This is a genomic window from Dermabacter sp. HMSC06F07 (assembly GCF_001807345.1).
In the GTDB taxonomy this organism is placed as follows: domain Bacteria; phylum Actinomycetota; class Actinomycetes; order Actinomycetales; family Dermabacteraceae; genus Dermabacter; species Dermabacter hominis.
Genome location: NZ_KV788579.1, coordinates 77871 through 100434, shown reverse-complemented (window position 1 = coordinate 100434; position 22564 = coordinate 77871). Strand labels below are relative to the sequence as shown.

16 protein-coding genes and 1 tRNA gene are annotated in these 22564 nt (G+C 64.2%); 11 read left to right on the top strand and 6 right to left on the bottom strand.

Translation table 11 applies throughout. From position 1 onward, the window contains the following. Positions 1–179 precede the first annotated feature (179 nt). The 4 genes from HMPREF3157_RS04260 to HMPREF3157_RS04245 form a co-directional block, all read right to left on the bottom strand. The gene (locus tag HMPREF3157_RS04260) at positions 180–2144 is read right to left on the bottom strand and encodes an NAD(P)/FAD-dependent oxidoreductase (RefSeq protein WP_070435605.1); all 1965 of its coding nucleotides are present in this window, start codon (positions 2142–2144) and stop codon (positions 180–182) included. A 198-nt stretch (positions 2145–2342) separates the two neighbouring features. After that, a tRNA-Thr gene (locus HMPREF3157_RS04255) sits at positions 2343–2418 on the bottom strand. A 38-nt stretch (positions 2419–2456) separates the two neighbouring features. Continuing rightward, entirely contained in the window at positions 2457–3269 is an 813-nt protein-coding gene (locus HMPREF3157_RS04250) for a DsbA family protein (protein ID WP_070435604.1), read from the bottom strand. Positions 3270–3345: 76 nt separating this feature from the next. Next, positions 3346–5406 (bottom strand): protein kinase domain-containing protein, encoded by a 2061-nt coding sequence (locus HMPREF3157_RS04245; protein WP_070435619.1) that lies wholly within the window; start codon positions 5404–5406, stop codon positions 3346–3348. A 144-nt stretch (positions 5407–5550) separates the two neighbouring features. Between HMPREF3157_RS04245 and HMPREF3157_RS04240 the strand changes: the two genes are divergently transcribed. The 4 genes from HMPREF3157_RS04240 (at position 5551) to HMPREF3157_RS04225 (ending at position 10572) form a co-directional block, all read left to right on the top strand. Beyond that, positions 5551–5772 (top strand): heavy-metal-associated domain-containing protein, encoded by a 222-nt coding sequence (locus tag HMPREF3157_RS04240; RefSeq protein ID WP_016663815.1) that lies wholly within the window; start codon positions 5551–5553, stop codon positions 5770–5772. A gap of 46 nt (positions 5773–5818) precedes the next feature. After that, entirely contained in the window at positions 5819–8152 is a 2334-nt protein-coding gene (locus HMPREF3157_RS04235; RefSeq protein WP_070435603.1) for a heavy metal translocating P-type ATPase, read from the top strand. 61 nt (positions 8153–8213) lie between these two features. Beyond that, positions 8214–8879, top strand: a complete 666-nt coding sequence (locus HMPREF3157_RS04230; protein ID WP_016663813.1) for an AIM24 family protein — start codon at positions 8214–8216, stop codon at positions 8877–8879. A gap of 241 nt (positions 8880–9120) precedes the next feature. Beyond that, the gene (locus tag HMPREF3157_RS04225; protein WP_016663812.1) at positions 9121–10572 is read left to right on the top strand and encodes an FAD-dependent oxidoreductase; all 1452 of its coding nucleotides are present in this window, start codon (positions 9121–9123) and stop codon (positions 10570–10572) included. Between the two features lie 18 nt (positions 10573–10590). On the opposite strand, the gene HMPREF3157_RS04220 is transcribed toward HMPREF3157_RS04225, so the two are convergent. Further along, entirely contained in the window at positions 10591–11802 is a 1212-nt protein-coding gene (locus HMPREF3157_RS04220; protein ID WP_034371851.1) for a pyridoxal phosphate-dependent aminotransferase, read from the bottom strand. Positions 11803–11998: 196 nt separating this feature from the next. Between HMPREF3157_RS04220 and HMPREF3157_RS04215 the strand changes: the two genes are divergently transcribed. Together HMPREF3157_RS04215 and HMPREF3157_RS04210 are read left to right on the top strand one after the other, a co-directional pair. Further along, positions 11999–14317, top strand: coding sequence for an alpha-galactosidase (locus HMPREF3157_RS04215; RefSeq protein ID WP_083288050.1), 2319 nt, complete (start codon positions 11999–12001; stop codon positions 14315–14317). Positions 14318–14447: 130 nt separating this feature from the next. Next, positions 14448–16493 carry a M3 family metallopeptidase gene (locus tag HMPREF3157_RS04210; protein ID WP_034371848.1) on the top strand — a complete coding sequence of 682 codons (2046 nt, stop codon included), beginning with the start codon at positions 14448–14450 and terminating at the stop codon, positions 16491–16493. A 3-nt stretch (positions 16494–16496) separates the two neighbouring features. On the opposite strand, the gene HMPREF3157_RS04205 is transcribed toward HMPREF3157_RS04210, so the two are convergent. Continuing rightward, positions 16497–17105, bottom strand: a complete 609-nt coding sequence (locus tag HMPREF3157_RS04205; protein ID WP_070435602.1) for a DUF4126 domain-containing protein — start codon at positions 17103–17105, stop codon at positions 16497–16499. Between the two features lie 108 nt (positions 17106–17213). Between HMPREF3157_RS04205 and HMPREF3157_RS04200 the strand changes: the two genes are divergently transcribed. From HMPREF3157_RS04200 to pgm, 5 genes are all read left to right on the top strand, one after another. After that, the gene (locus HMPREF3157_RS04200) at positions 17214–17861 is read left to right on the top strand and encodes a hypothetical protein (protein ID WP_016663807.1); all 648 of its coding nucleotides are present in this window, start codon (positions 17214–17216) and stop codon (positions 17859–17861) included. Positions 17862–18070: 209 nt separating this feature from the next. Continuing rightward, complete coding sequence (locus tag HMPREF3157_RS10515; protein ID WP_034371845.1) at positions 18071–18700, top strand: DUF47 domain-containing protein; 630 nt, start codon at positions 18071–18073, stop codon at positions 18698–18700. Further along, a complete protein-coding gene (locus HMPREF3157_RS04190; RefSeq protein ID WP_034371842.1) occupies positions 18700–19767 on the top strand; it encodes an inorganic phosphate transporter in 1068 nt (355 codons plus the stop codon). Before HMPREF3157_RS10515 ends, HMPREF3157_RS04190 begins: the two co-directional genes overlap by 1 nt. Positions 19768–19870: 103 nt before the next feature. Then, a complete protein-coding gene (locus tag HMPREF3157_RS04185) occupies positions 19871–20719 on the top strand; it encodes a hypothetical protein (RefSeq protein ID WP_034371841.1) in 849 nt (282 codons plus the stop codon). 39 nt (positions 20720–20758) lie between these two features. Then, positions 20759–22399 carry a phosphoglucomutase (alpha-D-glucose-1,6-bisphosphate-dependent) gene (gene pgm / locus HMPREF3157_RS04180; protein WP_070435601.1) on the top strand — a complete coding sequence of 547 codons (1641 nt, stop codon included), beginning with the start codon at positions 20759–20761 and terminating at the stop codon, positions 22397–22399. The last annotated feature ends 165 nt before the right edge of the window (positions 22400–22564 follow it).

Sequence of the window (22564 nt, the reverse complement as noted above, 5' to 3'; positions counted from 1 at the left end):
TGCTGATCCTCCTGCCGCCTTCCCTTCTCCCGTGTTCCCACGTAAGTCATCACGCAAAAAAAGGGCGGCTCCGCAGGTCACACGAAGTGCAGCAAACAGGGGGGCGCCGCCTCAGCAGCGCCCCCATCGTTGAGCGAGACTCTCGGAGCCCAGTGCAATAGACCCCGAGAATCAGTAAATCAGGCCTCGAGGCCCACGCGGTATCCCGTAGCCACCGCCTGAGCAACCTTCGCCACCTTCGACACGTCACCCGCGGTACGGAACTCGGTTCCCGCAGCCTCGAGCTCGGAGGCGAGCGCATTCTCGCTGCGCATACCGATCGCGAGCACCACGGTCTCGGCATCGACGGTGAGCTGGGAACCGTCGGCCTCGAACACCGCGCCCGAGCCGGTCACCTCCACGAGACGGTGCCCCGTGTTCATGGGGACGCCGGCCTTCTTGAGCTTCGAGGTGACCGAGATGAGGTTCATGTGGAACGCCCCAGCCCCGAGCTCCGGCGCCATCTCGTACACGGCGACCTCGCCACCGTTTGCCGCAATTAGCTCAGCAGTTTCGAGGCCGGTCATGCCGGACCCCACGACAATCGCGCGGCCCGCGACCTCGCGAGTACCTCCCAGAACGTCGATCGCATCCACAACATTGTCGCCATCGATGCCGGGAATGTTCGGCACGATTGGGGCTGCGCCGGTCGCGACGATCACGGCGTCAGCACCGAACGCACGCACGTCCTCGACCCCGAAACGAGTCGACAGCCGCACGTCAACGCCGGCCTTCTCGAGACGGTGGGTGTAGTTCTCGACGAGCCAGCCCATCGGGTCCTTGCCGGGCGGGTTGGTGCCGGGCACGACCTGACCGCCGAGGGTGTCCATCGCCTCGACGAGGGTGACTTTCGCGCCGCGCTTCGCGAGTGTTTCGGCAGCTTCACAGCCCGCAGGGCCGCCACCGATCACGAGAGCCGTGCGGCCTTCGGCATTGCGCTCTGGTTCGATCGGGAACTCCGATTCGAACCCACAGCGCGGGTTGACGGCGCATTCGACATGGCCGCCAGAGAAGAGCGCCTCGAAGCAGTACATGCAGCCGATGCAGCGGGTGATGTCCGCGTCACGACCTTCGATGGCCTTGATGCCCCACTGCGGGTCGGCAAGCCACGAGCGGCCCATCGCGATGAGGTCCACGAGGCCATCGTTGAGCATCTTTTCGGCCTGCTCCGGCTCACGAACAATCGACACACCCATGACCGGAATCTTCACGGCGTCGCGCACGGCACGAATCATCGGGTCGCGCCAGTTGCGTGGCGTGTTCACGGGTTCGATGACGGTCACGCCGGTCTCGTACGTGCCCGACGACACCGAAATCAGGTCGGCACCGTGCTCCTCGCACACCTTGGCGATCCGCACGCCGTCAGCAACCTCGTTACCTACACCGGGCATGCCGATCAAGTCATAGCACTGTGAAATCGAAAGTCGCACCGAGATCGGGAAGTCGGGGCCCACAACCTCGCGCACGCCATCGAGAATCTCCACGAGGAAACGGCAGCGATTCTCGAACGAACCGCCGTACTCGTCCTCGCGCTTATTGGTGCGAGGCGAGAGGAACTCGTCGATAAGGTAACCGTGAGCGCCGTGGATCTCCACGCCGTCAGCACCGGCTTCCTTCGCGCGGCGCGCGCCGTTGATGAAGTCCTGCACGAGGCTCTTCACTTCCTCGTTTTCAAGGGCGCGCACGGGGGCCTTGGTGAGCTCGGATCGCACGGCGGAGGGTCCGACGGTGACCTGCCCCTTATTGAGCTGGGGAAGGCCCTGGTTGCCGGGGTGCTGGAGCTGGAGGAAAATCTTCGAGCCTCGCGCGTGAACGGCCTCGATCGCTTCGGCGAGCTGCGGAACGAGTTCGTCACGTGTCACGGATAGCTGGTTTGGGGTGCCGGGACCGTGCTCGTCATTCACGCGGGTGATCTCGGTGATGAGGAGGCCACAGCCACCTTCGGCGCGCTCGAGCCAGTACTTGAGTAGGCGCGGGCCAACGGTGCCGTCGGCGTTCGCGAGGTCACTCCCCATCGGGGTCATCACGAGGCGGTTGGGGATCTCGACAGTGTTGACGGTGAATGGGGTGGCAAGTGTGCGCACGGTCTGCGGTGCGGCGGTCATGGGAGTCCTTCGCTGTGTGTTGAGAACCACTACTTGCTTGTGACCCACACTACGCTCCTAAATTCTTAGGCGCGGGGACCTTCGGGGGCTTCGCGTGCTCCCGAATATGTCCTGGCAGCACTCACAGTCGTTATGGCCAGAGCACACGAAAAAAACCCCGGCCTGACGACTCGAAGTCGCCCCGACCTGGGATTTCCTTGGAGCTGAAGATGGGGCTCGAACCCACGACCTGCTGTTTACAAGACAGCTGCTCTACCAACTGAGCTACTTCAGCATTGCGGCGCTCGCACTAGTGTAGCGTGCGCCGCGAGTTTAGTTACCCGAATCGCTTGCGCCACCGGCGTCGCTCGCACCGGGTGTACCCGAGGCGGCCACGGCTTTCTTAAGCGCACCGGGGGTCTGCCAGGCGCCGTCGGATCCCCATTCTTTGCCATTGATGAGCACGGCCGGGGTTGCCGGCGAGAGTTTCGCGCCGGCGGGTTCGAGCACGTCTGTCGCGTAGCGGCGGAATTTCTGATCCTTGATGCACGAGAGGGTGCCGTCCTTCGCTCCGGCCTGTTTGGCGTACGTGACGAGCTCTCTGTCGCTCAGGCCGGGGCCACCCTCTGCCGGTTGGTTGGCGAAGAGGAGTTCGTGGAACTTCAGGAACACCTCGGGCGAATCCTCGAAGGTACACACTGCGGCTCCGCCGGCGCGTGCGGAGTACTCCGTTGTGGACATCTTCTTGGAGAGGAAAGTGCGCACGTGGAAGTTCACGGTCGCATCGCCGCTCTCGATCATCTCGTGGAGGTCGGCGCTGTTGATCTGTTCGAAGTTGCCACAGAACGGGCACATGTAGTCGAACACGACGTCAACGACGGGCTTCGTATCGTCGGCCTTGAAGGCGAGAGTGGGCTCTTCCTTGCTGATAGAAGCTGGCTGGTTCAGCTCGAGTTCCGGTTCGGGAGCATTCGCCTGATAGATGAGGTAGCCGAGTCCAGCGACGAGTGCGAGTGCCACGACGACGATGGCGGCGATGATCGCCATGCGGGCGCGCTTTTGACGGCTCAGCTCTTTTTCGCGTTGTTTGCGAAGCTCGATACGCTGCGCTTCGCGCACGTCCTGCGCTGACGGCTTCTCGGCCATTAATCCTCCGGAGGGGTCGAATGCGGTAAACGGCGAATCGCCGCGTGCCAGCTTAGAGGATACGCGCGTGGATGCCTCATTTCCTCCAGGGCGAGATGTCTTCGAGGCGGAATTCACCCACGTACGGGAAGTAGTCGATGTGTCCGCCGCGCGAGGCAATCGTGAAGCACACTGCTGCGATGAGCACGAGGAGAACGGCGGCGAAGATCGCGGTCCACAGCCCGCTTGGTGCGGCTGCGTGCAAAAGACGGTGGCTGCCGTAACGCGTCGTGCGTGAGCCGATGCCCCACCACAGCGACAGGGTCGTAACGCCCACGAGCACTCCCGCGTACACGGCGTAGTGCACCTCGAAGCGCGCGAGCCACACGAGTAGGGCGTCGGTCGCGAGCAGAACGCCGGCCGTGACGATTACGGGGATGAGCGCTTGAAGGAGCGCCTCGAGAAGGGCACCGAAGAATCGCGGTACTGCCAAGAGCGCTATCGAAGCGGTGATCCCACCCGAGCCTTTCCCTCTGTCCTGGCCTTTTTCCTGCGCGATCCATGAACGCTGCCACGTTCTTGCAAGGGCTGTCATCAGCACGAGCAGGATGAGCGCGGCGAGCGGCACGAGTGCGCCGAAGGCGGTGAAGAGCGCCATGCCGAGCAGCACGAGCGCTGTGCGGCGCTTGGGCTCGCGCAAGTGGTAGGGCAGGGGCTGCAGCGGCATCGCGTATGGCTGCGCGCCGGGGGCCGGAGGGTACTGCGCCGCGGGGAAAGGGCCCTGCGGACCAGGGGCTGGCATGGGAGCCTGCGGCACCGGTGCCGACGCTTGCCACGTCGGCATCGCACCCGCGTGCGGCGCGACGGGCGGTGCGGCAGGGGTCGAGATGGGGGCGAATCGGGCCGTGGGAGTTTCGTCGAGAACAGGCATGACTTGGGTGGGTTCCTCGTTGGAGACATCCCATTCATCCGTGTCGTCCCATTCATCGGTGGCGTCGTGAATTACGCCGGTGCTCTCCTCCTCTCCCCCTCCTGGCCTCGGGGGGCTGTACGGAGGTAGGGGCGCCGTTGCCTCAGCTGCGCAAGCTGCTGCAGCCGATGGTGCCGCGGCGCTCGAGCCTGACGTCCCGGCGCCGATTGGGCCATCGAGTGTGCTGCTTTCACCTGTCTCAATCCGAGAAGTCGGGAGCTCTGCGGGGGTCGAAGGGGAAGACGGGGACGAGGAGGTTGGGTCGTAGTTCCCATACACCCATGCATCCACATCGTGCTCGAGTGCCTCGATGAGCTTCTCCGGCGGCGTGCGATCGCCAGGCTCAGGGGCAAACGCGCCCTTGAACCATTCAATGCACGGCTCCGGCAGCCCTTCGAGGTCGGGGCCAGCCATCGTGGCGAGGTTGTAGACCGTGCCGAGTCGCCCCTTGCCGAAGGGCGGGAAGCCGGTCGCGGCGTGGGCGAGCATTGCAGCCCAGGCCCACCAGTCGGCAGCGGCGTCGACGATGTTGTTGCTGATCACCTCAGGGGCAAGGTAGGAGATCGTGCCCATCATGAGCCCCGTCGAGGTCATGCGGGACTCTTCGGCAGCTTGGGCGATGCCGAAGTCGATAATGACCGGATCGACTGGATCGATGTCGAAGTCGAAGTGCGAGCCGTTACCGGTGCGAAGCATGATGTTGCTTGGTTTGAGGTCGCGGTGCACGATCCCCTTCTCGTGAACGTCAAGAAGGGCCTTGCCGAGCGGCAAGCCGATTTCGCGTACGCATCGCAGCGGAAGGTGCCCCCAGTCGTCAATGACTTTCTGGAAGGTGGGGCCCGAGATGTACTCGGTGACGAGGAAGGCGACGTCGAGGTCGAATTCGGCATCGAGCACGCGGGAAACATTCGGGTGATTGACGCGTTGCAGCGCGCGCATCTCTCGGCTGAGTCGGGCACGGGCGCGCTCGTCGCCGGCAATTTCGGGTCGAAGCACCTTGAGGGCAACGTCGAGTCCGGCCGCATCGGTTGCGCGGTAGACGATTCCCATTCCCCCGCTGCCGATCCGTTCATGAATGGCATAGCCCGAGTCGACGAGCATCTCACGAAGGTGCGATTCGTAGAAACTGGGGCGGCGCTGGGGTGTGCGCGCGCCGAAGTTGCCGCCTGGATTCGTGGGGGTACTCATGCGCCCCATGCTACCGATCCCCTCAGGCGGAGCCCTGAAGTTGTCACCCCCTTGAATCTAATACCCCTAGGGGGTATATTGGATGCTGTGGCGCCCACCGCGACCACACGAACCAGGACCATCACAAACATCAAGGAGCACACCATGACCACCTCGACCTTCAAGATCACGGGCCTCACGTGCGGCCACTGCGTCAATGCCGTTAAAGAAGAGGTCGGCGAACTCGCTGGCGTTGAGAGCGCCGAAGTCGAACTCGTCAAGGGCGGCGAATCGACCCTCACGATCCAGGCAGATCGCGCCCTCACCAAGGCCGACATCGCCCCCGCAATCGAGGAAGCCGGCGAAAGCTACGCCATCGTCGGATAACTCCTCCCCATCCTGAACCCGGCCGCACCACACCCCGAAGGACCCCATGAGCAGCACTGAAACCCACACCGCACCGCGCACCGTTACCCTCGATGTCACCGGCATGACGTGCGCGAGCTGCGTCGCGCGCGTGGAGAAGAAGCTGCGGCGCGTGGGCGATGTCGACGCGGTCGTCAACCTCGCACTCGAACGCGCGAGCGTGCAGGTGAGCGACCCGTCGATCACCGATGCGCAGCTCGTCGAAGCCGTCGAAAAGGGCGGCTATGGGGCTCACGTGCGGGAGGCGGCAGCCGAAAGCACATCGATCCACGGCCCCGACACAAGCGCCGAGGAGCGCGCCGCGCGCGACAAGCGCGACACGCTAATCCGCACGGTCCTCGCAGCAATCCTCTCGGCGCCAATTTTCCTCATCTCAATGATCCCGGCGTTGCAGTTCCCCGGCTGGCAGTGGGCGATGCTCATTCTCGCGACGCCGGTCGTGTTCTACTGCGGCGCGCCATTTCACCGTGCGACCTGGGTGAACATCAAGCACGGCGGCTTCACGATGGACACCCTCGTCACGATGGGAACGTTTGCCGCGTACCTGTGGTCGATCTGGGCCCTTCTCTTCGGCGGCGCAGGCGAAATCGGCATGACGATGGACATGAGCCTCGGCGCCGCTTTCAGCCGGAACCAACACGGTGCGCACGAAATCTACTTCGAATCGGCAGCGGTCATCACGACCCTCGTGCTCGCGGGGCGCTACGCGCAGGCCCGCGCCATCCACCAGTCGAGCGCAGCCATCCGTTCGCTGCTTGACCTCGGCGCGAAGAATGCCACCATTGTGGAGCTTCAGTCCGACGGCAGCACCGCCGAAGTTGAGGTTCCCATCGGCGCGGTGCAGGTCGGCGATGTTTTCGTCGTGAGGCCCGGGGAGAAGGTCGCGACAGACGGCGTGGTCCTTGAGGGTGCCTCAGCCATCGACCGCTCGATGCTCACGGGAGAAAGTATCCCCGAGGACGTCGCGCCCGGAACCGAGGTCACGGGCGCAACGGTCAACACCACGGGCCGGCTCCTTGTGCGCGCTACGCGCGTGGGCGCCGACACCGAGCTCGCCCACATCGCGAAAATGGTCGAGGATGCGCAAGCTTCCAAAGCTCCCGTGCAGCAGCTCGTTGACAAGGTCTCGAGCATCTTCGTGCCCGTCGTCATCGTGCTCGCAGTCCTCACGCTCGTCGCGTGGCTCGCACTCGGGGGCACCACGGAACAGGCATTCACCGCGGCCGTCGCCGTTCTGATCATCGCATGCCCGTGTGCGCTCGGCCTCGCAACCCCCACGGCCATCATGGTGGGCACGGGCCGTGGCGCCGAACTCGGTATCCTCATTCGCTCGGCAAGCACGCTCGAGAGCTCTCGCGACATCGCAACGATCGTTCTCGACAAGACCGGCACTCTCACGAGCGGCGCGATGCGTGTGCACTCCGTGACACCCGCCGAAGGCTGGAGCGAAGCAAACGTCCGCGCGCTCGCGGGTACCGCCGAATCGGGTTCGGAACACCCCATCGCGCGCGCGATCGTGGAAGCGGCCGGCGGCAGCAGCGATGCCCTCACACTCGAGGATGCGCGGGCTCACGTCGGCCGAGGCCTCACGGCGCGCGTGAGCGGGTCGCTCGGGGGAATAACGGGGCCGTGGGAGGTTGAGATTACCGCGGCATCCGACGCTGGCCAGGCAAGCGCCGGAACCGAAAATCCCACCGTGCCCAGCCTGCCCGCCCCTCTCGCCGCTTCCCTCCGCGAAGCCGAGCAGGCGGGTCACACGACCTCCATCGTGCGCGTCAACGGCGAGATTGCGGGGCTCGTGCGCGTGAGCGACACCGTGAAGCCCGAAGCGACGAAGGTCGTTGAGGAGATTCGCGCGCTCGGCATCGAGCCCGTCATGGCGACCGGCGACAACCCTGCCGCGGCCGAGCACATTGCGCGCGAAGTCGGCATCGAGAAGGTTCACGCCTCGCTTACCCCCGCGGCAAAACTCGACCTCGTGAAGTCCCTTCGCGGCGAAGGGGCAAGCGTCGCGATGGTTGGCGATGGCATTAATGACACGGCGGCCCTCGCCGAAGCCGATCTTGGCTTCGCGATGGGCACCGGCACCGATGCCGCGATGAACTCGGGCGACATCGTGCTCACGGGCGGCGATATCGCGCAGATTCCCACCGCGATCCGCCTTTCGCGGGCGAGCGTGCGCACGATCCGCTGGAACCTCTTCTGGGCATTCATCTACAACGTCATCGCCATTCCGCTCGCGATGCTCGGGCTCCTTGGCCCCGTGATCGCGGCCGCGGCCATGGCCTTCTCCAGCGTTTTCGTGGTGAGCAATTCGCTGCGGCTCAAGCGGTTCCAATAACAATTGTTCTGTTCTCATGATCTCCAGGAAAATAGGAGTCAGCTCGCCCTAGGGTGAAGCCATGAGATCTGAACTCTTTTCACCCGAACACCAGGAAGTCCAGACCAACGACCGCTGGGCTCTCCAGTCCAAGCGAATGCTGCGCTGCCGTCTCAATCCCGGCGCACCCGAAATCGTCTCCTCCTCCGGGGCCATGGTCGCCTACCAGGGCGAGATGAAGTTCAAGTACCAGGGTTCTGGCGGCGGCATGAAGCTCGTCAAGAAGCTGGCCACCGGCGAGGGCGCCAACATGATGCGCACCACCGGCAACGGCGAAATCTTCTTCGCCAAGAACGGCTCGCAGATCTTCCTCATCCAGCTCGAAGGAGAAGCCCTCTCCCTCAACACCTCGAAGATGCTCGCTTTCGACTCGAGCATCGAGTGGGACATCAAGATGATCGGCGGCGGCCTCGGCGCGGGCCTCGTCGCGGGCGGCTTCACGAACCTGTTCCTCCAGGGACACGGCATGGTCGCGATCGCCTCGCACGGTGAGCCGCTCCTGCTCGACTGCTCGCAGCAGCCCACGTATGTGGATCCGCAGGCCGTCGTGTGCTGGTCGGCAAACCTCCAGCCGCAGATCAAGAACGATTTTAATGCCGGTGCACTCATTGGCCGCGGCTCGGGCGAAGCCTTCCAGCTGGCCTTCCACGGCCCCGGTTTTGTGGTTGTGCAGCCGGCCGAATACTAAAAACCCCATCCACTCTTGAGGGTCTAGAAAGGCGGCCCGGCACGCCCCGCGACGGGGGCGCCGAGCCGCCTTTCTACACCCTCGGTTTTCCTTCGTGGAGGGCCCGACGGCACCTGAGCGCTCGTCGGGCCGCACGCTGCTCACACTTTCTCGCCCAAGACGAGCTTTAACGCTAGGCTCGAGTATCGAAAAGCCCGAAGTGCACACGCACCGGGCATACCCGCCGAGCTCAAGGACCTCCGTGACCAGCACCTTCACCGACATCCCGTTCCGCATCGCCGTGATTGGCTCCGGCCCGGCCGGCGTGTACGCGGCGGAGACGTTCAACAAGACGCCGCACGTCAAGAAGGGCCGGCTCGCAATCGAGGTCGATATTTTCGATGCGCTACCCACACCGTTCGGCCTCATTCGCTACGGAGTCGCCCCCGACCATCCGCGCATCAAGGGCATCACGACAGCACTTCACCGCATCCTCGACCGTCGCGACATGCGCTTCTTCGGCAACGTCGCATTCGGCACGGATCTGACCCTCGAGGACCTGCGCGAACGCTACGACGCGATCATTTTCGCCACGGGAGCACTCAAGGACGCCCAACTCGACATCCCCGGGATCGACCTCGAGGGTAGCTTCGGCGCTGCCGACTTCGTCGCGTGGTACGACTCGAACCCCGATTACCCGCGCGAATGGCGACTCGATGCCGAATCCGTTGCCGTGATCGGTAACGGCAACGTCGCGCTCGATGTCTCGCGAATGCTCGCCAAAAGCGCCGACGAGCTCCTTGCGACCGAGATCGCCGACAACGTCTACGAAGGCCTCAAAGCCTCACAGATCACCGACGTGCATGTATTTGGCCGCCGCGGCCCCGCCCAGGTGAAGTTCTCCCCGCTCGAAACGCGCGAGCTCGCCCATCCGAAAGGCGTGCAGGTCATCCTCGACGAGCGCGATTTCGCGCAGATCAGCGACGAGGAATGGGAGCGCATCCGCGCCGATAAGCGCATCGATCAGGTCGTGAGCACGTTCGAGGGCTGGCTCGAAGCGCAGAAGGAGCTCGAGGCGAGCGGCGCTGAGCCCACGGACCGCGATGGCGGCGAGGTCAAGCGTCGGCTCCACCTCCATTTCTGGCACCGGCCCGTCGAAGTGGTCGGCGAGGACGGCCGCGTGACGGGCATGCGATTCGAGCGCACCCGGATCGCCGACGACGGCATGCTCGAGGGCACCGGCGAGATTGTCGAGTACGACGTCCAGCAGGTCTACCGCGCCGTCGGCTATTTCGGCTCGGAGTTGCCCGGGGTTCCCTATGACCCGGTGCGCGGCGTTATCCACAACGACGAGGGCCGTGTCACGACCGCCGAGGGCGCTGTTGTGCCCGCGTGCTACGCGAACGGCTGGATCAAGCGTGGGCCCGTTGGGCTGATCGGTGCCACGAAATCGGACGCAATCGAGACCGTCACCCACATGATCGAAGACATCGAGGAAGGCGTGCTCGAGCCGTGCCCGGATCGCGACCCCGACTCGATTGTTCGCCTGCTCGATGAGCGCGGCATCCGCTACGTCGATTGGGACGGGTGGCTGCGCCTTCACGACCACGAGATCCAGGCGGGTGCGAAGCGGAAGGATTCCGACGGTAACGCACGCCCATCGCTCAAGGAGATCGACCGCGAGCAGATGATCCGGATCGCGCGCGGCGAATAACCGGCGCGCCACACGCTGCTAGCGGCGGATGCTCGCGAGGTAGTCGGCGATACGGTCGATCGCGTTCTCGAGCACGTCCACGTCGGGCAGGGTCACGACGCGGAAGTGGTCGTGTGTGGGGATGTTGAATCCCGTGCCTTTTGTGATGAGGATTTTCTTTTGGCGAAGCAGGCCGAGTGCGAATTCTTCGTCGTCCTCGATCTTGTACATGTCGAGGTCGATCTTCGGGAACATGTAGAGCGCCCCCTTCGCCTTGTTGACGCTTACGCCGGGGATCCGTGCAAGAGCCTCGTAGGCGACATCGCGCTGCTCACGCAGCCGGCCACCTGGGGCCACGAGGTCATTGATCGTTTGATAGCCGCCGAGCGCCGTGGGGATCACGTGCTGCGCGGGAGCATTGGCGCATAGGCGCATGTTCGAGAGCATGTCGAGGCCTTCGATGAAGCCTTTGGCATGCTCTTTCGGCCCGTACAGCACCATCCAGCCGGCACGGAAACCCGCGACCCGGTAGGCCTTGGACAGGCCGTTGTAGGTGATCGTGAAGAGGTCGGGGGCGAGCGAGGCGATCGAGGTGTGGGTCGCGTCGTCGTAGAGGATCTTGTCGTAGATCTCGTCGGCGAGGATCATGAGCCCGTGCTTGCGGGCGATGTCGACTATGCCTGTGAGGTTCTCTTTCGTGTACACCGCACCGGTGGGGTTATTGGGGTTGATGACGACGATGGCTTTGGTGCGGGGCGTGACCTTGTCGGAGATGTCTGTAAGGTCGGGCAACCAGTCGTTGTCTTCATCGAGGCGGTAGTGCACGGGAGTCCCGCCTGCGAGGGTGACACACGCGGTCCACAGCGGGTAGTCGGGCATGGGGATGAGCACCTCGTCGCCGTCGTTGACGAGTGCTTGAGCGGTGAGCTGGATCAGCTCGCTCACTCCGTTGCCGAGGTAGATGTCGTCGAGGTGGAGCCCTGGCAGGCCGCGGGTCTGGTAGTGCTGGGCGACGGCGCGACGGGCCGCGACGATGCCTTTGGAATCGGTGTAGCCCTGGGAGACATGAGCCTGGCGGATGAAGTCGACGAGGATCTCGTCGGGCGTTTCGAAGCCGAACGGCGCGGGGTTGCCGATGTTGAGCTTGAGAATGCGGTGCCCCTCGTTCTCCATGCGCGCAGCCTCGTCGAGGACCGGCCCGCGGATGTCGTAGAGGACGTTCTGTAGCTTCGCCGCCTGCGTGAATTCCATGGGCTGAGTGTACTCCCTACCCTCCGCGGTCAATCTCCACACGCTCTGCGCTTCCTCGACCCCGACACCGGACCAGGATCCCCGAGGCTGCCCCTGCCCGTCATCTTCTCCGCCCTGACTGCGGAGGTAGACGCGGGTTTATTTTGGTGCGAAAATAAGTGGGTCACGGACGCCCCAAGCACAAAGGATCTCCTTCATGCCACTCGCCCGCACCGCCCACGCCACCGCTGCTTCGCGTTCTTTCCGCGCGTTCCGCTCCTGTGCCACTCGCGCTCTCGAAACCGAGCGCGCGCTCTATCTGAGTCGCGCGGGGGTGGGCATCGTCCTCGACCTGACCGAGGGCCGCATGCCCGCGGTCGCCTATTGGGGCTCCGACCTCGGCGACCTCACGCGCGACGAGCTCGACCTCATCCTTGATGCTGCAACGGTCGCCCCGAACCAGAACGCCCTCGACATTCCCCCACGCACGGGCCTCCTCCCCCAGGATGCCGACGGTTGGCTCGGCGAGCCCGGCCTCCTTGGCGGGCGCGACAACGGCTCCGGCTTCGCTCCGCGACTCGGCCTTGTGGCGCACACGCTACGGCAGAACGCGCCCGACGGTTCCGGAGAAAAAGACGTCCTCTCCCTCACGCTCGAGGATGCCGCCCTCGGTCTCGAAGTCGTGCTCACCCTCGAACTACTGAACTCTGGGCTCGTGCGCATGCGCGGCACGCTCACCAATCGCGGGGAGGGAAACTACCGGCTGCAGTCGTTCACGATGGCGCTCCCGGTGCCGTCGGAAGCGAACGAAATCCTTGATTTTGCTGGCCGCTGGACCCGCGAGCGCGAACCTCAGCGCTTGCCGGTGCGCGTGGGCCAGCACCTTCGCGAGAACCGCCGCGGGCGCACCGGGGCCGATTCGGCGTTCCTCATGCACGTGGGCGAGCGAGGCTTCACCTACTCGTCCGGCGAGGTATGGGCGCTGCACACGGGCTTTTCGGGCCAGCACCGCCACGTCGTGGAGCGTACGAGTGCGGGAGAGACAATCCTGGCGGGCGGCGAAGGGCTGTTCGCCGGCGAGGTCGTGCTCGCGCACGGCGAGAGCTACGAGTCGCCTGACGTCTACGCGAGCCACGGCGTGGGCCTCGACGAGGTCGCGCAGCGCTTCCACGCGTGGCTGCGCTCGCGCGAGAACCACGTGGACACGAACCGCCCCGTCACCTTGAACGTGTGGGAAGCCGTCTACTTCGATCATGACCTCGACCGCCTCAAGGATCTCGCGGATCGCGCCGCGAAGCTCGGTGTTGAGCGCTACGTGCTCGACGATGGCTGGTTTGGCGATCGCCGTGACGACTACGCGGGCCTCGGCGACTGGGTTGTCAGCACGGACGTGTGGCCGAACGGGCTCACGCCGCTCATCGAGCACGTCAAGGGCCACGGCATGCAGTTTGGCCTGTGGTTCGAGCCGGAAATGGTCAACGAGGACTCGGCAGTGGCGCGCGAGCATCCCGAGTGGATCATGGGCACGACGATGCAGCGGTTGCCCGAGCAGTCGCGTCACCAGCAGGTCCTCAACCTCGCGATTCCCGAGGCGTACGCGCATGTGCGCGATCAGATGGTCCAGGTCCTCGAGGCCAACGACATCGACTACATCAAGTGGGATCACAATCGCGACCTCATTGAGGCGGGCTTTCGCGAGACCGGCCAGCCCGCGACTCACGCGCAGACCCTCGCCACCTATCGTCTCCTCGATGAGCTGAAGGAGCGCTTCCCGGGCCTCGAGATCGAATCGTGCTCATCGGGTGGTGCACGCGTTGACCTCGGCGTTCTTGAGCGCACGGACCGCGTGTGGGTATCGGACTGCATCGATCCGCTCGAACGCCAAATGATGAACCGCTGGACGAACCAGCTGATCCCCCTGGAGCTCATGGGCTCGCACGTCGCCTCGGGCGCCTCCCACACGACTGGCCGCCTCCACTCGATCGGCTACCGCGCCGCGACCGCGCTTTTCGGGCATTTCGGCATCGAATGGGATCTGAGGCTTGCCACCGACGAGGAGATGGCGGAGCTTCGCGAGTGGGTGCAGCTCTATAAGGACGAGCGCGATCTTCTTTTCACGGGCGATCGGGTGCGCGTGGATCTCGGGGACGACTCGGTCGCGCTCCACGGCGTCGTCGCGCGCGATGCCTCCCGAGCACTCTTTGCCTTCACGGCTCTCTCACGAAGCGACGCCAACCAGACGGGCCGCCTCTACTTCCCGGGTCTCGACGACGATGCGCGCTACAGGCTCGAGGTTCTCGTGCCGGGAGCGAAGCCCTCGGGTTACGTCCCCTCGCCCGTCATGAGCAGCGCTTCGGGAATCCTCGCGCCCACGCCGGGCAATGCGCGCGAATACGAGCGGCTCAACGCCGAATTCAAAGCGCGTGGAGTCACGGAACAGGTGCTGAGCGGTAGAACGTGGGCGAGCGTCGGAATGACCACCCCGATCCTGAACCCTGAAAACACGGTGCTGCTGCGCCTCACGCGCGTGAACTGACGGCCGCCACACTCCACGTCTTCCCCTTCACGCGTCCGCCCCACCTGGCTGTATCCGGTGGGGCGGACGGAGGCGTTTTGGACTGTGGTACACCGGTGCGGGGCGGGTAGGCGTTCGGTACGGTTACCGCATGAGTGAAGAAGCAACAGCGACGTCCAATCCGCTCCTCGAGGCCTCAAGCCTCCCCTACAACCTTCCCGACTTCGCCGCGATCCGCGACGAACACTACCTGCCCGCGATCGAGCAGGGCATTCGCGAAGCGCGCGAGGCCTACGCTTCGATCGCGAACGACACCTCGGAGCCCACCTTCGAGAACGTCGTCGCGGTGCTCGATCAACCGAGCCGCACCCTGAACCGCGCCGCGACCGTGTTCTACAACATCGCGAGCGCCGACGGCACCGAACCGCTCCTTGAGATCGAGTCGAAGGTGTCTGAGCTCCTCACGGAGCTCGATAACGAGCTGCACCTCAACCCGCAGATCTTCGAACGCCTCAACGCCGTGTACGAGGCCCGCGAGGAGGCGGGGCTCGACGCCGAACAGGTGCGACTCACGGAGAAGTTCCATCAGCGTTTCACGCTCGCGGGCGCGGCCCTGAGCGAGGAGCAGCGCGAGGAGCTCGCGAAGCTCAACCTCGAAATTTCCAAGGCGCAAACGGAGTTCAGCCAGCAGGTCACGCGGGACATGAATGCCGCGGCTCTTCACCTCACGAGCGAGGAGGAACTGGCGGGGCTGAGCGAGGATTCAAAGGCCGCCGCGGCGCGCGCCGCGAAGGAAGCCGGCCGCGAAGGTTGGCTGCTCACCTTTATTCTCCCGACGAACCAGCCGGCGCTCAGTTCCCTCACGAACCGCGACGTGCGCAAGCGCCTCTACGAAGCAAGCGTCGAGCGCGGCGACCGCACGTGGCAGATGGCCGCAGAGATCGCGGCGCTGCGCGCCCGCAAGGCGGCGATGCTCGGCTTCGAGGATTTCGCCTCGCTCGCCGTTGCCGACCGCACGGCCCGGACCGCCGCGGCCGTCGATGAACTGTTCGCGAAGACGAGCGCACCCGCGATGGCGAACGCCAACCGCGAGGCCGAAAAGATCGCGGTCCGCGCAAAACAGGATGGCATCGACACTCTCGAGCCGTGGGACTGGGCCTTCTACAGCGACAAGGTCAAGGCCGAAGAGTTCAGCGTGGATACCGCGGCACTTCGCCCCTACTTCGCGCTTGATCGCGTTGTTGAGGACGGCGTGTTCTACGCCGCCGAAAGACTCTATGGCATTACCTTTAAGCGCCGCGAAGACCTCGTGGGTTATCATCCCGAGGTCAAGGTCTGGGAGGTCTTCGACGCGAGCGGCGAGGGGCTCGGCCTGTTCCTCGGCGACTACTTCACGCGCGAGACGAAGCGCGGTGGCGCGTGGATGAACAACATTGTCGATCAGTCGCTCGCGGAGGGCACGAAGCCCGTCGTCGTCAACAACCTCAACATCAGCGCACCCGCCGATGGCGATGTGGCGCTCGTGTCCCTCGACGAAGTGAGCACGCTCTTCCACGAGTTCGGCCACGCCCTCCACGGCCTCTTCTCGAACGTCGCGTATGAGACCCTCTCGGGCCTCAGCGTCGAGCGCGACATCGTCGAGTACCCGAGCCAGGTCAACGAGATGTGGATGTTCCACCCGGAGATCCTGCCGAACTACGCCAAGCACGTCGAAACCGGAGAGGTCGTGCCGCAGGAGCTCATCGATGCCGTGACCGCCTCACAGCAGTGGGGCGAGGGCTTCGGCACGGTCGAGTATCTGCGCGCCGCCGCACTCGACTGGGCGTGGCACCGCCTCCCCGCCTCCCTCGAGGCCGAGCCGATCGAGGATCCGGTCGTGTTCGAGCAGGCCTCGCTCGAGGACGCGGGTCTCATGCATCCGCTCGTCGAGTCGCGCTACCGCACGAGCTATCTCAACCACACGTTCTCGGGCGGCTACGCGGCCGGCTACTACTCATACCTGTGGGCTGAGGTGTTCGACGCGGACACGGTCGCCTGGTACGAAGAGAACGGCGGGCTCACGCGCGAAAACGGCGACAAGTTCCGCGCCTACGTGCTCTCGATCGGCGCAACGCGCCCAATCCCCGAAGCCTTCAAGGATATGACGGGTCGCGAGGCCCAGTACGAGCCGCTGCTCAAGCGGCGCGGTCTGATCTAGTCGCTAGTTCACGTCAGGGGCGGCGCCTTCGGGTGTCGCCCCTTTCGTTGCAGCACGGCGTCCACGCCATCGACGCACGAACCGCACGAGCACGACGATCGCGACCACCGCCGCGATCAGGATGAACACCGCGGCGATGCCCGCAAGGATCGGCAGCAGCACCGCGAAAATCGCGAGGATCACGGCAGCAATATCCTCGATCACGCTTACGACCACGTTCGAGACAGGCTCGGGAGAGACGTTGACCGCCGCGCGAGTCGCAGCTTTCGCGCCGTGCGTGCCAAGTGCCGCAAACGTGCCCACAGCCGCGTAGACCACCGCGGTCGTCGTATCCGTCTCCCCACCAAGCAGGAAGCCGATCGCGCCGCCGGCCACGGGCCGCACGACGGTGTTGATGCCATCCCACACCGAATCGAGAAACTGCACCTTATCCGCGAAAAAATCCACGATCACGAGAATCGCGGCGATCACCAGAACGTCGGTGCGCTGCATCACCTGGGGAATCTCCTGCACCTCGAGAAAGCGCCCCGCGAGGCCGAGCACGAGCAGCATGAGGTACGGGCGCACTCCGCTCACCACGCCGGAGCTAAGGGTCATCATGAAGGCTTCCACGGCGTCTCCTTCGGGTGGGGCCAAGGGGGTGGGGTCCGACGGTGGCCGGCAACCGTCGGAACTACCGTACCCAAAGGCGGTGTGAACCGTCGCGGGTAGGGTTGACGCATGGCACAGTTTAGGCGTCCAGCATCTCTGTCCCCCCAGCGTCAAGAGGCGATCGAAGGAGGTGTCGATCCTGCCCTCAAGAATCAGGCGGCGCACGAGAGCGCCGCGGCGCTCCTGCGGGAGACGCGCGAAAATGCCCGACCCGAGGTTGTCGAGCGCGTGCTGAAACTTGTTGAGCGGGAGGGTCTCGAGGATCTCGCTGCGCTGTGGTCCGGGGCGGAACCGGCCTCGCTTCCGGGCGCCCTGTGGCGACTGTACGTCCTGCACACGTGGGTTCAGCGCGATACCGACGAGGTTCGGCGCCTGTTCGAGCTTGGCCAATCCACGGCGCCGGGCCTCACCTACCTCGTAGGGTTTAGCGATCCGCCCACGATCGATTCGATGCGCGTGACGCTCGATGCGATTCTCTCGGGCGCATTCACGGGCGATCTTTCGGTGGCGCTCTCGCGCGCGGCGGCCGTCGCGATGCTCGCCGCTTACGGATCGGCCCACGCCGCCGACTCCCCCGCCTCTCGCACCGAACTCGCGCGTTCATTCGGGACCCCCGCGACGCCCGAGGAGCTCACCAAGCGCGCCGATCGTCTCCTCAAAACCGGCGAGGCACTCAACGAGGCAGCCCGATCAGCAGCGGCCGGCACGCTCGCGTAGCAGCCAATTCGTGGGGTTGAAGCACATACCCCCTTCACTGTTAGGCTTGTGTGCGCGCCGGGCCGCGGTGGCCCCGGGCTCCAACATTTGCCGCTACGAGCGGCCTTCGCGCCGACAGGCGCCCCCGGTCCGGCGCTTCACCCCTCTTCGTGAGGTGTTCGACCCTCTCCACGCCCAATTTCGTTACGTTCGAGCGGTACCCTGAGGCCATGCCGCTGTTTTCCCCTCCTCGCGAAAAGTCCGTGTATCACATCTTCACGGACCTCGCGCAATGCGTACAGGTCAGCGCAGAGACTCTAGCGGAGAGTCTCGCCCTCGAAGGAGAGGGTCGGTCCTCGGCATTCGACCGCCTCCAAACGCACATGATCGATGCGGCCGAGCTGAACCACAGGATCGCGAACAGGCTCGCCACAAGTCTCATCACGCCTTTCCAGGCCGATGCCCTTCACGGCGTCGCCGCCGCCATGAAACTGTGCGTCAACGAAATGGAACGCACGGCTGATCTCACCTTGAGGCTCAAGATTGACAAGCTTCCGAAGCGGCTTCTCGAGATTCTCTCGATCATTGAACGCGCATCAGAACTCGTCGTGCAATGCGCGTGGAAGCTCGAGAACCCGAAGCAGCTTTCCGGCTTCGACGAGGATATGCGGCGACTCACGACCCACGCTTCCGAGCATTCCCGCACCGCAATCGCCGAGTTATGGGACGACTGTTCCACCCCTTCGAGCTTTCCCACAGCCGCGCGCTCGCGCGAAGTGATCGGCGCGCTCGAGCGCGTACTACTCGCGTTCCAGGACCTTTCGCGCTGCGTCGATTTGCTGCGCGTCAAGGACGTCTGATGCTCGCCTGGAGCATCGTTGCACTCTCGGGCCTGTGGGCGTCCGTCAATGGAGCCCAGGACGCCTCGAACGCGGTCACAACCACGATTGTGACGCGCGTGCTCCCAGAGAGACTTGCCCTCGCCTACGCGGCGATCATGAACGGCGCCGGCGCGATGTTTGGCCTCGTGAGCGTTGCGTTTCTGCATCTCTCACTCGTGAGAGTCGTGGGTGTTCCCGAAGCCCTGTTTGATGAGCCTCGTACTCTTGGACTCGCGCTCGCGTGTGGTCTTTCGACCGCAATCGTATGCCTCCTGATCGGGTGGTGGCGCGGTATCCCCCTTTCGGGTTGGGTGACGACCCTCGCGTCACTCGTGGGCGCCTTCGCGGGAGCGCTTGCCGACGTGCGCCAGCTCGGCGGTATCGCCTTGCTCTTCATCCCCGTATTCATCGGGCCGCTTCTCGGCTTCGCGTTGAGCTTCCTTCTCACGCGCGCCGTGAGTGGGCTGCAATCCAAGCGCCGTCTCACGGCAGAAACGGTGCGTTGGACGCAAACCCTTACCGCGGGGCTCGTCGCTTTCGGCCACGGACTCAGCAACATTCGACTCCCGCTCGGAATCGTCGTTGTCGCGTTCGCAGGACTTGGCGAGCAAGGAACGCTCGGTTCGCACCCGCCGGGTCCTGAGTCCGACGGCTCCCTCGGTCACCTCCTTTCTTCTCACGCGGGCATGTCCGCGCTTCCGCTGTGGATCGCGGTGTTGCTTTCAAGTGCGATGGCGCTCGGCACGTTTATGGGTGGGCGCGAGATCGTTCGCACTCTTGGCCGACGCCTGACTGACCTCACGGTGAGTCAGGGTCTCGCAGCGGAAACGTCGACCGCCGCGCTGCTCTACACCGTGAGCGTGTGGCTCGGATTCCCGATGTCGTCGTCGTTCACGATCGTAGGATCGATCGTTGGATCCTCGCTCGCGACCTCGAAGAAGTCTGTCGCATGGCAGGTCTTCGGGCGCATCGCCCTGTGGTGGATACTGACGCCCCTCGCTTGTGCGGGGCTCGCGTGGGGCACGGTTGTGCTCGCCCTCCCCTAAACGCTTGCCTGCGTTTCCACATTGCTGCAAGGGCAACCTTGTAGGCTATGCGTGCAGAGCGTCACGCCCGTGATCGCGGTCCCTACTTCATACGGAGGCACACGTGTCCGATCCCTTCAACGGCAATGATCGCCCGCGCCCCACATACGGGCAGAGCGCAAACGAAGCATCCGGCCAGTACTCCCCCTATGGCCAACCGAGCGCCCCCGAGGCGCAGGGGTCGAACCAGTACCAGAGCTCACCGCAGTACTCGCAGAACGGTCAGCAGTATCAGCAGCAGAGCCAGCAGTACTCGCAGCCTCAATACACGCCCCAGGCGCCGCAGGGGGCCTTTGGCGGCTATGGCACCCCTCAGAACTATGGAGGCGCAGCACTCAAGCCGAAGCAGAAGCCTATCGGAATTGTGCTCACGCTCATCGGCGTTGCGTTCCTTGTTATTTCGCTCATCCTTGGCGGGATTGCGATATGGCGCACGGGTGCTGGTCTCATGGATGAGATAGGCGACCTCAGCTCGCTCGAAAAGACCAACAGCAAGTTCGAGGGTGGCAAAGCCACGTATGACTTTGAGGTCGACGGCTTCGAGGTTCTGGCCCTCTACATCCCGGAAGCCGATAAAGACAACGCCACCTGTAAGGCCGTCCTCGAAGACGGCACTGAACTCGAAGCTCAGACAGATGCGTCGGATAGCGACTCCCTCGACATCAACGGCCAAAAGTACGTGCCGTACAAGGACTCGTTCCTCGCTAACAATGTCAGTGGCAAGGGCACGCTCACGTGCGAGAACGTCAGCGCTGCCGTCTCCGTCATCGGCCCGATCAACCCGATCAACATGGTTGGTGGCGGCATCGGCTGGGGCATCGGCGCACTTGTTACTGGTCTCATCGGCGGCCTTCTCTTCTTTGTTGGTGTCGTCGTCATGATTGTTCGCGCGATCGGCCGCAGCAGGAACTAAAAGCGCCCGTGAGGGCACAAAGGCACTAAGGAGTTTTCCATGGTTCACGAACGGGCGGGGAAGCTTCCGCTTCCTTCCGACCTGATCGATCCGTCGAAGGTTGTCGACGCCTACTATTCGCTGCATCCCGATGCCGAAAATCCGGATCAGGCGGTGAGCTTCGGAACCTCCGGGCACCGCGGGAGCTCTCTCGATACTGCGTTCAATGAGGACCACATCGCAGCCACGACGCAGGCGATCGTGGAGTACCGTGCGGGACAGGGCATTCGCGGCCCGCTCTTCATGGGGCGCGATACCCACGTATTGAGCAAGCCCGCGTTCGACACCGCCCTCGAGGTGCTCGTGGGCAACGACGTCACCGTGCTCATTGACTCGAGCGATGGGTACACGCCTACGCCGGCTGTTTCACACGCGATTCTCGTGCACAATCGCGGCAAGAGCGCGAGCGATGAGTCGCGCGCCGATGGCATCGTCGTAACGCCGAGCCACAACCCCCCACGCGACGGCGGCTTCAAGTACAACCCGCCGCATGGCGGCCCCGCGGGCACCGACGCGACGTCCTGGATCGCTAATCGTGCGAACGAGATCCTCGCGGGCGGGCTTCGCGAGGTACGCCGCGTCAGTGCGGCGAAGGCGGTTGAGGGCGCCGGGCGCTACGACTTCACGACGACTTACGTCGAGGACCTTCCTTCCGTTGTGAACCTCGAGGCTATCGCGAAAGCAGGGGTGCGAATCGGCGCCGATCCTCTCGGTGGCGCGGCCGTTGAATACTGGGCCCGCATCGCCGAGCGTCACGGGCTCGACCTCACGGTTGTCAACCCCGAGGTCGATCCGACGTTCTCGTTCATGACCCTTGATGCCGACGGCATCATCCGCATGGACTGTTCGAGCCCGTGGGCAATGGCCTCGGTTCTCGAGCAGCGCGAAAAGTTTGATATCGCAACGGGTAACGATACGGATTCTGATCGCCACGGCATCGTCACGCCACAGGGCGGTCTCATGAACCCCAACCACTACCTCGCGGTTGCCATCACCTACCTGTTCAATAACCGCCCCGAATGGCCGAGCAACGCCAAGATCGGCAAGACCCTCGTCTCGAGTTCCCTCATTGACCGCGTCGGCGCAAAGATCCGCCGCGAGGTGCTCGAGGTTCCCGTGGGCTTCAAGTGGTTCGTGCCCGGCCTGCTCGACTCGTCAGTGGGCTTCGGCGGAGAGGAAAGCGCGGGGGCATCGTTCCTGCGCATGAACGGCGATGTGTGGACGACCGACAAGGACGGCATCATCCTCGCCCTGCTCGCCTCGGAAATCACGGCCGTCACGGGCAAAAACCCGCACGAGCATCTTTGCGACCTCGTTGAGGAATTCGGGGCGAGCGCCTACGCGCGAATCTCCGCACCGGCCGATCGCGAGGCGAAGGCGAAACTCAAGAACCTCTCTCCCGAGGCTGTCAGTGCCACGAGCGTCGCAGGCGAAGAGATCACGGCGATCATGACGAGTGCCCCTTCGGGTGATCCGATCGGTGGTCTCAAGGTCACGACTGAGAACGCATGGTTCGCGGCGCGCCCCTCGGGCACCGAGGACATCTACAAGATCTACGCCGAATCTTTCAAGGGCGAAGATCACCTCAAGAACGTCCAGGCCGCAGCCAAGGACGTTGTCGATGCCGCTTTGAACGAATAAGCCCTTCTCAGCGCCTCTTTTTCAGAGAATCGGGAGTGTCCGGGTGAACGGGCACTCCCGATTTCGCGACGAAGCGATGACGATTTATGCACCAATCGGTCCAGTTTTTATTACAAAACGATAACAGGGGTGACATACACACTTACTGGCGCGTACCCTAGTCAC